At 46.1% G+C, this 12,839-nt stretch carries 8 protein-coding genes; all 8 read right to left on the reverse strand.

Going from position 1 to position 12,839, the window contains the following annotated elements; all coding sequences use genetic code 11:
• Positions 1-18: 18 nt before the first annotated feature.
• The 8 genes from AC27N8_RS31155 to AC27N8_RS31190 all read right to left on the reverse strand — a co-directional run bounded on the left by AC27N8_RS31155 (position 19) and on the right by AC27N8_RS31190 (position 12,553).
• The gene (locus AC27N8_RS31155; RefSeq protein ID WP_487072841.1) at positions 19-516 is read right to left on the reverse strand and encodes a hypothetical protein; all 498 of its coding nucleotides are present in this window, start codon (positions 514-516) and stop codon (positions 19-21) included.
• A 128-nt stretch (positions 517-644) separates the two neighbouring features.
• Complete coding sequence (locus AC27N8_RS31160; RefSeq protein WP_487072843.1) at positions 645-1,367, reverse strand: response regulator transcription factor; 723 nt, start codon at positions 1,365-1,367, stop codon at positions 645-647.
• Positions 1,364-3,031, reverse strand: coding sequence for an ATP-binding protein (locus AC27N8_RS31165; protein WP_487072845.1), 1,668 nt, complete (start codon positions 3,029-3,031; stop codon positions 1,364-1,366). The genes AC27N8_RS31160 and AC27N8_RS31165 overlap by 4 nt, the downstream gene beginning before the upstream one ends.
• Before the next feature lie 171 nt (positions 3,032-3,202).
• The gene (locus tag AC27N8_RS31170) at positions 3,203-5,536 is read right to left on the reverse strand and encodes a DEAD/DEAH box helicase (RefSeq protein ID WP_487072847.1); all 2,334 of its coding nucleotides are present in this window, start codon (positions 5,534-5,536) and stop codon (positions 3,203-3,205) included.
• Positions 5,533-6,546 carry a BREX system ATP-binding domain-containing protein gene (locus AC27N8_RS31175; RefSeq protein ID WP_487072849.1) on the reverse strand — a complete coding sequence of 338 codons (1,014 nt, stop codon included), beginning with the start codon at positions 6,544-6,546 and terminating at the stop codon, positions 5,533-5,535. Before AC27N8_RS31175 ends, AC27N8_RS31170 begins: the two co-directional genes overlap by 4 nt.
• Positions 6,524-6,889 carry a BREX system ATP-binding domain-containing protein gene (locus tag AC27N8_RS31180; protein ID WP_487072851.1) on the reverse strand — a complete coding sequence of 122 codons (366 nt, stop codon included), beginning with the start codon at positions 6,887-6,889 and terminating at the stop codon, positions 6,524-6,526. Before AC27N8_RS31180 ends, AC27N8_RS31175 begins: the two co-directional genes overlap by 23 nt.
• Positions 6,890-6,898: 9 nt before the next feature.
• A complete protein-coding gene (locus tag AC27N8_RS31185; protein WP_487072853.1) occupies positions 6,899-10,348 on the reverse strand; it encodes a TerB N-terminal domain-containing protein in 3,450 nt (1,149 codons plus the stop codon).
• 453 nt (positions 10,349-10,801) lie between these two features.
• The gene (locus AC27N8_RS31190) at positions 10,802-12,553 is read right to left on the reverse strand and encodes an RICIN domain-containing protein (RefSeq protein ID WP_487072855.1); all 1,752 of its coding nucleotides are present in this window, start codon (positions 12,551-12,553) and stop codon (positions 10,802-10,804) included.
• Positions 12,554-12,839 lie beyond the last annotated feature (286 nt).

The raw sequence follows: 12,839 nt of genomic DNA on the forward strand, positions 1-12,839 counted from the left end.
ACTTTCAGCCTCGCTGCTTTACTGGGATGTTACCAGATGGCTCTCCTGTGGCATGTCCCGCTGTCGCCAATTTTTGATCAACTGTTCAATCAGTACTGATCCCTTCCGTTGTCGATGTTCCGGTATGTGCAGGAGCAGCAGTGAACTGTCGGTTTGCTTCAGGAGAGCTTGCACTTCTTGCAATTGGATCAGCCATGTTTTTTGTGTTGACATGATGATAATGTCGCCCTCGCAAGCCAGCTCTTCATTCAGACGTGTGATGGAAGCGATGACATCGCTGGTATAGCACTCATAGCACTCAACGGGGACCTGAAAGCGTATTGCAATCGTCCGAACCGTCTCCAGAAAATCTTGCGACTGCTGGATATGCTCCAGCCGTACCTTTTTACCTTCCTTGTGGTAAATGAGCGCGAGTGGTACAAGCACAGCATCCTGACTCTGTGCGAGCTGCACTGCGTACGTGATTGCCTGAGAATCAACTCCAGACGTGAAAGGGAGGAGTAAACGTGATGTCATGATCAAACCTCCTGTCATTGCAACACCACCATGTATCGAAACAAGAACTACAACTGCTTACATATAGAGTCTAATCCAGAATCACTCAAGGCGAGCTATAGAGATAAGCGAATATTCTCAAGATATTCTCAGGATAAAATAGGCTTTGTCATCGCCTCATCGTCGTTGAAACGGTAGCCGACGCCTGGGATCGTGACAATAAAGCGTGGATGTTGTGGTATGGGTTCTATCTTGCGACGGAGCTGACCCACATAGACATGCAAGCTATGATCCTTATCTGTTGATTGTGCTCCCCACATGTCGGTCAGCAGCATCTGACGCGTCATGATCTTGCCGCGATGGGTAATAAAGGTCTTCAGTAGCGTATATTCTGTTGGCGTGAGGATTACCTCTTTGCCATGTAACAGCACCTGCCGCGAGGAGAAATCCACCATGAGTGGTCCTGTCTCAATGCGCGGCTCCGTCCCGATCTGTCTCTGCGCGACATGGCGTAGGGCTACACGCACACGTGCCTGTACCTCAAGCATGCCAAAGGGCTTGGCGACATAATCGTTGGCACCCAGATCGAGAGCGCGAACCTTATCATGTTCGTTATCCTTGACAGAGATCACCAGGATCGGCAGGTTAGAAACTTTGCGTACCTGCTTACATACCTCCAGTCCGCTAATACCGGGTAGCTCCAGATCGAGTAGCAGCAGATCGGGACGGAGATCCGCAATCGCCTCCAGAGCTTCTTCGCCGCTACCAGTTGTGAAGACCTGATAGCCATTGGCCGTCAGACCGCGTCGTAAGGCGCGCTGGATCTCTATCTCATCGTCAACAACCAGAATACGCGCACCAGTTTTACTCATACGAGCAGGCCAGTCCTTTCCGTCAGAGGTAGTGTGATCGTAAAAATTGAGCCACCTCCGGAGCGTGACTCCGCCCAGATGTGACCATTATGTGCTTCAATCAAGCCCTTACAGACAGCCAATCCCAGGCCCGAGCCGGTCGCATGATAGCGTCCGCTTTGGACGCGATAGAATTTATCGAAGATGCGCTCACGATCCTCTGCCGGGATGCCCGGACCACGATCGGCGATCATGATCGTGATCTGATCGTCCTGGGCATTGATATTGATATCGATCGGTTTATCCGCTGGCGTATAGCGTACGGCGTTCTCCAGTAGATTCGTCAGCACTTGATCAATCTGTAAGTAGTCGAGCGGCACCGGCGGCAGATCGTCGGGCACCTCCGTATTGATCGTACGCCCATGCAAAAGCGGACTCAGGCGATCGAGCACATCATTCATCAGCTCGTCGAAGGGATACAACTCTTTTTCCGGCACCAGCGCGCCTCCCTCGATGCGCGACATGTCGAGCAGATTTCCTACCAGACGATTGAGCCGATCGGCTTCGCGCTCAATTGTAAAGGCAAAACTATGGCGTTCCTCATCGTTCCACACGATCTCCTCCTGGAGCAGGCTGCTGGCGGCAGCTTTGATCGATGAAAGTGGCGTCCGCAGATCGTGGGAGACCGATGAGAGGAGCGAAGCGCGTAGCGCATCGGTGCGACGTAGCAGCTCGACATGTAGATTCTCACGCCGCAGGTGAGCCCGCTCGATGATTAAAGCCGCTTGATCGATAAACATCCAGAAGAAAGTCGTCCGCGCATTGGGACGGATGCGCTCATCTTCGAGATGTTCCTCTTCCGCAAACCAGCGCGGATCGTTCTGGATGCGCAAGCAGGCGACTCCAATGGTTTGCTGACCCATTTGCAGCGGGATAAAGCGCAGCGAGCGCCGATCGCTCTGACGCGTTGCGGTGCGATGCACAAATAAATGTGGAGCTATTCCCGCTTCTGCTGGTGTATCGCGTAAGAGCACAGACTCTCCTTTTGTCAGAGCCCACAAAGCGGAAGCTCGCTCATCGCCGGAAAGAATCTGATGCTCGGATAACAGGGGAGCTTGTCCCTGCACGCTCAGAGAGCCATCCTTTTCGGGGAGCAGAAAGGCGCACTCGTAGACTCCCCAGGATGCAAAGACGCTGATGATGGCTTTGGCGATAATCGTCAATTGTTGCTCAAGCTGCTCTTTGCCATTGATGGCTCGCATCAATTCATAGAGGATACGTGTCTCACGTTCGCGGCGTCCCGCCTCTTCGGCGCGCTGGCGTAGCGATGAGGCGAGCTGACTGGTCAGGATGGCGGCGACCAAAAAGACAAATAAGGCCAGCCACTCTTCGATGCGATTGATCGTAAAGCGATACAGAGGCGGCACCAGGAAAAAGTCGAACGCCAGGAAGGCCAGTACCGAGGCCAGGATCGCCGTATAGCGACTCCGTGTACTAGCCAGTGCCAGCACGACTAGCAGGTAGACGATCGAGATGTTTGGAATACTCGGATAGAGATGGAATAGGGCAATGAATGCGGTCGGTAGGAGTGCTCCTGCGCAGGCCAGCATACTTTCAACAAGATAATACCGCCAGCGAGGCACTTCGTGCCTCTCCAGCGGATGTAACGGCAGAGCTGAATGCATGATTAGCACTTCCTTCTTATCACCTCTGACAACTTTCTTACGCGTGGGTGCGAAACGATGATGTTTTGCCGTTTTCAGTATAGGCGTAAAGAAGTCAATGAGGTGTATAGGAAAGCGCCAAAATGCTCAAGACCTGCTCAAGATTACAGTGGTTTTATCTTATTGTAAGAGTTACTCTGTACAGTTTGCTAGCCATTGCATAGTTCCCGTAATATCAAGTATATCATTGATGTACGCTTTTTCTAGCAATGCGCGAGGAGCTAGATGGTCATACTTGCCTTGCCATAATTGTGTATCTTTCATCTCTGGGATTAAGGCTGCTATCAGTGTAGGCACCTGAGTGCTTAACATGCGTAACGCTGTCTGTACATCGCTTGCTTTGCCATCGAAAACTATTTCTATATAATAGATAGAATTGGTACTTATATGATACCAATTTAGATGCTCGAAAATATGAGTAAGTGTGGTCTTAATACGCCATCCAGCCCAGGGGAACACTGCAAAATGTCCGGGTTCGAGAGGGATAATGGCACGCTCAAAGCCATTGGATGGACTGGCTATCTGGCGCGCTAAAGATAGACTTTGACGTGCTGGAGCAGAAAGGTATGTATATATATTCTCTTCCTGTAAGACCTGACGCACGCGTCGGACTACGTGCTCATGGAAGTGCAGATTAGTAAAGGTTAGCCAGGCTTGATTGACCGTCCCCTGTGTATGCGTTACATGTACAATTCGTCTTGGCTCATCAACAGAGATAACTCTCCAGGCATATCCTGCTAAACCAATGAGGCTATCGACCTGTGGTGCTTGTTGAATTGTACCGACATCCTGTGTGCCGTCTAATACTTTATACTCCTGCTCATTGGCAAAAATTGAATAGAAGTGATAATGACTTGTTAACTGGGCGCCTTTTATTCCCACTATTAGTGTTCCCTCATCCATTTGCGCGAGGTGATCAGACTGCACTAGTTGCTGAAGAAAAAGGCGATATTCATCTAATGTGATGCTTCGAAAGGGCGATAGCTTTAAGATAGATTGTGCTAATTGGGCTGGTGTCATTTCTGTTCGTGCGAGCATGATACTCATCGTCTGTTGATAGAGCAAGCTCAATGGCATAGTGGGGATATCGGGTGGCTCAATCCATTGTTCCTCGAGGTAGAGTTGGACTATTGCAATCGTCTGGAGCAGATCCCATGGGATCTGTTTCAAGTTTGATAAATGTCGTGAATCGTTGTTCAGGTATTCAAATGTGTAGAAGCACATACGTGATGGTGTTCCACGGCGACCAGAACGTCCGAGCCGTTGGACAAAACTAGAGACAGTATTTGGAGCACCTATCTGAATTGTCAGGTCTAGTTGACCAATATCGATACCTAACTCCAATGAAGCAGTTGCTATAGTGCATACCTGCTGAGATTTATCTCGCATTTTCATCTCTGCAAACGCTCGTACGTCTGAAGCAATACTACTGTGATGAATAAAATAGCTATCAATATGTGTGTTTTCTTGCTCCAGACGTTGGCGGAGCTCGGCTGCTATGCGTTCAGCGTTGGTGCGCCGATTAGTAAATACAAGTGCCTTCTGATAACGCCTCGTCATCGTAAAGAGGTCATCATAGTAATCGTTAATATCTTGCAGCAGTTTATATCGTTGCTGAGAGACGTTTGCCATCAATATCTCATCATTTATCCCATCTGGTAATGATGACGTGGTCGAAATAGTGTTATCTTTAGAGGAAGTCGCTGCTCTATGCGGAGTGAACAGTTCAGGAATAGACGTTTTTTTAGTTAATAGTACAAAATGCTTGGCGAGTAACTCTATACGTCGGCCATGTGTTATTTCTGTGACCAGACGAGCCGGTATTTGGAATTGAGAGCTACTTGCGAGCCATTGTAATGCGATATCAGTATCACCAATGGTCGCGGATAATCCAATCCGTCGCACAGGTCGGCGGATAATATTTTCCAGACGTTGTAGGTGGCAATGCACTTGCTGTCCACGCTCGGTGCCTAAAAAAGCATGGATTTCATCGATAATAATGAAACGTAGATCGCTAAAGATCGTTTTTAACTCGCCTGAACGGTGTACGAACAATGCTTCAACAGACTCAGGCGTAATCTGCAAGATGCCTCGTGGTTGTTTTAAAAAGTGTTTTTTTCGATGATAGGAAATATCTCCATGCCAACCATGAATAGGAATATCTGGATGTTTTTGTAATAGCTCTTGGATGCGCTCAAATTGGTCATTGATCAGAGCTTTCAGCGGCCCAATGTAAAGGATACCTACCGACTGTGCAGGTGATTGTTCTAATAAGGTTAGCGTTGGCAGCAAAGCAGCTTCGGTCTTGCCACTTGCTGTACCACTCATGATGAGTACATGATCTGTTGTATCTAGAATAGCAGGAATTGCGGCCTTTTGAATGTCACGTAGATCGTCCCAACTGTTCTGATAAATATACCTCTGAATGAATGGTGCTAGACGATTAAAAGCGTCATTTGTATTCATAGTGTGAATCCAGCAAAAGATGAATCATCATCAATAATCTCATTGAGTGGCGTCAATACATCTGGATCGGCGTGAGGTTGAGCACTTACAAAACTGCGTTTATGAATGATATCCAGGAATGTAAGCGTATTGTCATGTCGCATCATCTCCATGACCGTAATCAGGTCTCGCGATATCTCGCGTGGAGTCAGTAGCTGATGTGAGCCTATTTGTGCAGTTACGACCCCCATGAATTGCTGAAGATCATCGTCGCTGATCTTTGTTGAATAGTGATAATGTGATGCATGGATATTTCTCAACTTTTGCAAGAGCACAAAAAGTTCTTCGTTGGTCAACGTATCTAAACGAATAATTGGCCCGGCAAATGAACGCTGTCCACTCTGAGTAAAACGGCTCTCTTGTAGACGTGAGCGTAGTGCTTCATAACTATATAAGCCACGTTTTGTATCTTCGACTAACTGAGGTGTGCCACTGAAAATCAGGCCAATATGCTGAGCAACACCTTGGTTGACATCATTGAAAAAAGTTAATAATTGCTCATAGTTATTGTTACGCGCTACCGCATTACTGATTTTATAGAGATTGACAGCCTCATCAAAAAAGATGATCAAACCCTGGTAGCCAATAATTTGAAAAAAAGAGGCAAAAAGCTTGAGATAATTATACCAATTTTTATCTGTTACCATTGAATTAACTTGTAGATCTGCACGCACCTCGTTGAGGATTTGATATTCACCACGCAACCAACGCGTCGCCTGCTCCATTTTTATATCATCACCTAGCTGATAGGCTCTCCAATAGATAGAAAGTACACGTGCAAAATCAAAACTGTTTGATAAAAAGCTAATTGAACGGAGCGTCTCTTGTACCTTTTGTTCAATTAGCAACAAAAATCTTGGATCGTCAGGTAGCAAATTAGAGAATTGCATTACCTGTCCCTGAATAGTGTTCATCCAATGTTCCAGTAACGGTGAAAAAGCACCACCTTCAGGACGTGTTCGAATAGCCATATTTTTCAATAGCTCGCGATACAAACCAACTCCCTGTCCCTTTGTGCCTGTCAAACGACGTTTCAGCACTTAGATCAGCATCCGCAACTACAAAGTTACGTTGGAGCGCATAATTACGAATTACTTGAAGCATAAAGCTTTTACCAGAGCCATATGGGCCAACCACCAGACGAAAGCTTGCTCCATCTTGCGCCACGTGATAGTCTAAATCATCAAGCATGGCTGATATTTCTGCACTACGTCCAACTACCACGTGTTCTAGTCCAATACGCGGCGTTACTCCATTACTAAATGCCTGCAAAATTGCGCTACTTTGGCGCGGTGATATTTTACGTTCGCTCATAGAAATACTCTACCAATCTTTAGATGAATGATACCAACTTATGAGACTCTCAACAGTCGTATGTAGATGGTGAAAAATAGTGTGTGTATCAGGATCAATCAATAAGTCCCCAAGGTGTTCATCGACCGGTAGATTAACCTCGTCAATAAGTTGAGAAACAGGACGATGAATTTTGCGTGCTATGGCCGGTAACTGTGCAGATTGCTCCTGGTATAAGGCAATAATGGCTTCCCAATGTTCTGGCTGCCACTGTTTCAGAATGATTCGCCAATCCTCATCTATCGCTAAATCTAGTATAGGCATGTCATGCTTTGCAGAATCCTCTGGAGCTACCAATGATAGAGATTGCGATGGTAATTGCTCATTGTCCTCGATAGTTAAACGTTCTTGTAGCTGCTCAGCTTCCTGATGTAGCTGGACAATAGTTTTTTGATTTAATTCGATAGTATAGCGTTTTGGTGCTATGTTTGTTTGAGAAAGTCTATCATCCGGCGCGGTTTTTAGTATTTCCTTCTTTACTAACATATCAGGTTGCGAAATGTGTGCCTGGAATAATGTAAGCGTTTTTGACACGTCCGGGTTGGTAGTTTTTCTTAGTTGATCAGATGATTTATCTATCAACTTCGATTCTATTGCGGCTTGCCAGGCTGGGTCAATCGAGGATTGGAAAGGAACTGTAGTGCTTTGATGTAGTTTTCGTTGCAGGTAATCGGCATATTTTAATATCCCTAACAACGCATGACGAAATTCTACATTAGTAAAGGCTGCACTGATTTCAGCTATTGTGATTGAGGCATATGTCTTTTCCATTAATGCACCCTTAAAAGGCTCTCTTGTTACAGCATGCATTGTTTCATGTGCAAACATTTTAATTAATGTTTGCTGGCCTTTTTGGGAGTGAAGATGATCGTCGACGGCACTAATAGCAAGTCGATATTTGTTATCTAATTTGTATGCTTGTTGATTTTTTTGATAGAATTTTGTCTGATTATTGAATCCCGCTAATTTATAAAGTATTGTTGGTGGCATTTGTGTCCAATTAGTACCTTGACGCCGCCATGCTTCTGCTATGAGTTGCTCATCAACAGTACAATGAGCAACTGCCAGCAAGGAGGTATACCACTGTATCGCAGTGAATGTTAACTTATGCACTACGCAAAAATCTGCAATCCAGGGAATGAGATAATTATCCAACTGCGGAAAACTATTTCGATAGTGCATCCATAAATTTCTGAGGCGTGTACATGCCAATGTAGGGGTTATAAAGCCAATGCAGGCAAGTGCTTCATACACATGCATTAAAATGTAGCTAATATCAGTTGTTGGGTAGCGATCACGATTGATTTCACCTCGCCAGTAGAAATACCACTGAAGCTCTTTTGTCTTCATGTCAGTATAAACAGGATAATCACGCTGGCATGCTATCATTGGTGTGGGACCATACGATAAGTCCTTCCATATTCGTGCCTGTTGCCAGAAAGATATAAATTGTGATGGGATTGGGCCAACAGTCTCTACTGGTGGAGTAGATACAGATAGCGGTGGAGGTGTTACAAAGGAAGGTAGCTTCTCTACTCTTTTGGGTAAAGTTGGAGGTGTCGATTGAGTTCTCAACTGGGTCGACGTGCTTTTCGCTTGTACTATCCTATTAATATCGAAAAGATAGCGCTTAGAAAATTGTTCGTAGTAGTAACCAGGTATATGCAGTACCTGCATCATTGATGAATTTACTGCCTCCTTTGTATGAACTGATAGAAGCGCCCACCTCCATTTTAGCAATTGTAATCTCTTAGAGAGGACATTCCCGTCCAATAATTGATCCAGTTCTTGAAAAATGACCAATGTCCATGAACGTAACATGAGCTCAGGTTCATCTCGCAAGGTCACAAGAGAGGCGACCTTTACATGATCGTCAACAGTTGACTTATTAATGGCGCGTATGACCGAGGCTTTTTTATGGGATGAAACTAGCCAGAGAATTTGTGCCTGGTGTCTGGAATCTAATGCTAATTGCTCACAAATCTTGACAAACATTGCCACAAATTCCACTGATTCACCAATTATTCCACCAGGAATACCATGATGCTGCAATTGTTCAAAAATAGATTGGGCGAGCTCAGAAGCCAGTTCTGTATTTTTGAGGTGGATAGTGGAATCAGGCAGTTTGTCCTCCAAAAGAGGAGCATGTTGTGCTTTAAACCCCATTATCTCTTCTAAGGTTAATCTTCTTTTTGTGCGTTGCTTCTGGATCGTTTCATAGAGATCTTTTGAGGCATAGGGCCACTCAAACCAAATGCCATGCTGTAACGTAAATTCCTGGTTTTGTTGATATGCTAGCATGAGGACATTTATATCAAGAATGTGTTGTTGGTATGTATATATTGCAGTGATAGTATATACACCGATACCACCTTCATGCGCATGGCTCAGTGAATACGTTGGCTGTAAAGTTGCAATAGATACAATAGGATTTGCTTGAATAATCCTATCTGCCATATCTTTGCTTATTTGTTGGTAATAAATTAAATATTGCAACTGTTTTCTGATAAAAAGAGGTACTTCAGCACCATTTATTGTGAATGCAATCCCACTTTGTAATAATTGGAGTAGAGCGGGTGTTAATTTCTGGTCTGGAAACTGTATGATGGTCTTATTCGCTAACAAGACATCGACTTTATATTGAGATACTTGAGTAATGGGCAATAATTGGGGGTAGTTGCATTCTAATGAAAGAATAAGTTTTCCGCTGCTAATAGCGGAAACAACCACTTGTAGTTTAAAATCAGTGATGATCTGAAATTCAACACGTGTAGGTAGGTAACGTTGCAGATCTGGAATAATCGTATGTAGTAATGCATCAGCTTGTTGAAGAGTCATGATTAGGTCTTCGAAGCGTGTGTATGTAGAATTCTCGGGAACACTATATAAAGGCCAGATTTTGTCTCCTTTTTGAAACCAGCCCATGCCAAGATAATTATCTATACCTTGATAATGGCCTTCTATACGCTCTAAGGAACGATTCAATGTCCAAACCAGTACAAAATCAGCTGGTTGATGGACCTCTTTTAATGTGGACAACATCGATGTATCAATAATAACTTTTTTAGATGCCAATGGCATAAGATTTTGCCAGATCTGCTTGAACAATGGATATGGTTGGGGTTTCATTGATATCTGCTGGACGTTGATCCAATCAATAAATGACGCTGGTAATACGGACAGTACAGCTCGATCATGCCAGCTTTTTAGCATTTGGTTATGTTTATACAATTGAATTTCGATGCCACCATGGACAATTACAAATTTAATTACTAATGGAGAGAGCCAGGGAAATAATGATTTGAGAGAAGAAGAACGACTTTTTTTCATAAATCTTGCCACCATGAAAGATTGCTTTTGTGCATACAAGCCGATAAAGGTTTTTTCGCCTGCTGGTTTATATTTATCTAAAATCCTCATCGACATACTTTTTAAAGCATGTTTAAAGTATATTCAGTGTATCGATTTATATTGCGACTGTCAAGAAAAAAGCCCTTGTGCAAGTGTATCTCTTGGTTGGATAATCTGTGAGGTGATTACTCCCTGACAATCGGAGATCGTGCGGCTCTACGCCCGATGCAGGGATAGCGAGTTAGCTTCAAGCGACTCAAACAACTGTTGCAGGTGCTGGCCAGACGACTGAGGTTGGATATGCTACACTAGTGGTGGTGTGGGCGTTGATGGAAGCTGTATAAATTGACACGATATTCCATCAAGGTGTCAACTAACGAGGCTCCCTGTATCGTCGCACATGTCAATGGCTAGTCCATCCTCTTGCAGGCCAAGAGGATGGACCAAAGAGGTTAATCGGATGACCTTTGGGTAAAGGCCCCTTAAGTTTATATCCATTATGCTTGCATACGATGTATGTAATTAGCTCTGGATGCGCCAGAGATGATCGGCGGTCCCATTATCCGACCATTGCAGCGCGACAGCTCCCGCAGCGGTAGAGGCGTTGCTAATGCCAAGCACCAAACCACTATTTTTATTCACAAGCTTGAAGTAGCCTCCACCAGCATCGACCATCTGCCAGAGGTGATCGGCGGCCCCATTATCCGACCATTGCAGCGCGACAGCTCCCGCAGCGGTAGAGGCACTGGTGATCCCGAGTACCAGTCCGCTGTTCTTGTTGACAAGCTTGACGTAGCCGCCTCCGGCATCGATTATCTGCCAGAGATGATCGGCAGTCCCATTATCTGACCACTGTAACGCCTGTGCTCCCGCCGCAGTGGAGGCGTTGCTGATGCCGAGCACTAAGCCGCTGTTTTTATTGACAATTTTGTCATAGAGAGTGGTAGTGGTACTGCCAGGAGTGACAAGTATATGATATCCACCTGTGCTATTCATGCCTGTGATGGGGACAGTGATAGATCCGTTGGTGATTGTATAGTTTGTTACTGAGAGCACTGTTGTCCCGGCGACAGCGGTGGTGCGGCCTGCCGATGGGACATATTCCAGCGTGACGCTTGCGCTGCTGCCAAAAGCCGAAAGCGAGTTTAGTCCATTGATTGTGACATTATTGGTACCGCTTCCTCCACCTGTGATCACGCTCACCTGATTCTGCGCGCTGTTGATTGAGGCGGCTCCATCCAATCCGGTCTGTGCCGGAGGAGTTGTGACCAGCATATTGCCAGACATATCGCCGTACCATTTGTACATCCACCAACCGCCATTGGGTTGATTGCCATTGACAACCAGATCGCTGAAGGTGCCATACTGGTTCCAGAAAGCCAGTTCGGCATCAGTGACGCCGCCGCGCTCAAATTTTGAGATATATCCTACCAGTGAGCCTGGGATGCCTACTTCGCTGGTCTCGGCGTATTCCTCGATGTCGATGGGGAGCGGACTAATACCCAGGCTGCTTTCCAGGGCACGATAGGCGCTGATATCCGACGCGATGCGCCCCTGACCGCTGAGCTCATGCCAGCTGATGATATTTGGCAGGGCGTTGTTAGCTTTGGCGTAGGTCAGGAATGAGCTCATATAGCTGGCATTGTAGTAGGAGATACTTGGACCCTGGATCGGAGTTGTAGCATCCTTCGAGCGGACTTCATTAAATGTACGTACCCAACCGGCATTAAACGTCCCGGCGTTGGTCGTATCCCAGGTCCAATCGGGCTCATTCCACAGCTCCCAGGATCTGATGTTGGTGATATTGGTTGCGGCCTTGCGTGCGGCGATCTGCGTGTCGACCGCGCTGAGCCAGTTGGACCAGCTGACCCATTTGTATGGGAAGTTGGGATAGTAGTCGGGCATGCGGATCGTCACGACTGCGCCGGCACGAGCGGCTTTGGGAGCGACAACCAGGGCGTCGCCGCCCGGAGTGCTTTCTCCATTGGGTAATTGATGCCCTCCGGGAGCCATCTGCACAAACTCTTTGGGATGTAGTGGCGTGACCAGACTATCGGGAGGCGTTGCGTCCGTGCCCAGCCCATACAGTCCGCCGGAGGCGACGTGCGTGACTGCGTGGAGTACTTGATTGGCATTGACGACCAGCGTTGGGGTCGCGGTTGCGGCGCTGCTTGCTGCCCGGGTTAACGATACTGATAAGAGGGATGATCCGACTACCGTGAGAAGTATGGTCAGGTAGATACCTGTCCAGAAGCGACCAAAGAAATGTTTCATTGCATTCCTTCTTTCTGCATTCATTGCACTATTTCTTTCCTGCATTCATTGCATGGTTGTGCGTTCTATTTCGCAGCTTCGAATGGACTGATATGACTGTTCATAAAGGATACTTTTTTATGTCGCATCCTCTTATCCAATCCAGGTATAGACACATAGCTCCTTTCTCTTTTTACTCGTAACATGACGTAATCTATGCGTCTCACGGGTTTGAAACTCTACGGAGAATCGTATCCCGTAAACATTGTCTTATCTGAGGTGTATTTCTACATCCCTCTCTCTGGGC

Source organism: Dictyobacter sp. Z7_2, assembly GCF_057551105.1.

What these genes read in the sequence shown, in the direction of transcription:
- AC27N8_RS31180 (WP_487072851.1), bottom strand. Translation starts at nt 6,889, where the DNA reads ATGAGCGAACGTAAAATATCACCGCGCCAAAGTAGCGCAATTTTGCAG.
- AC27N8_RS31185 (WP_487072853.1), bottom strand. Translation starts at nt 10,348, where the DNA reads ATGAGGATTTTAGATAAATATAAACCAGCAGGCGAAAAAACCTTTATC.
- AC27N8_RS31155 (WP_487072841.1), bottom strand. Translation starts at nt 516, where the DNA reads ATGACATCACGTTTACTCCTCCCTTTCACGTCTGGAGTTGATTCTCAG.
- AC27N8_RS31160 (WP_487072843.1), bottom strand. Translation starts at nt 1,367, where the DNA reads ATGAGTAAAACTGGTGCGCGTATTCTGGTTGTTGACGATGAGATAGAG.
- AC27N8_RS31165 (WP_487072845.1), bottom strand. Translation starts at nt 3,031, where the DNA reads ATGCATTCAGCTCTGCCGTTACATCCGCTGGAGAGGCACGAAGTGCCT.
- AC27N8_RS31175 (WP_487072849.1), bottom strand. Translation starts at nt 6,546, where the DNA reads ATGGCTATTCGAACACGTCCTGAAGGTGGTGCTTTTTCACCGTTACTG.
- AC27N8_RS31190 (WP_487072855.1), bottom strand. Translation starts at nt 12,553, where the DNA reads ATGAAACATTTCTTTGGTCGCTTCTGGACAGGTATCTACCTGACCATA.
- AC27N8_RS31170 (WP_487072847.1), bottom strand. Translation starts at nt 5,536, where the DNA reads ATGAATACAAATGACGCTTTTAATCGTCTAGCACCATTCATTCAGAGG.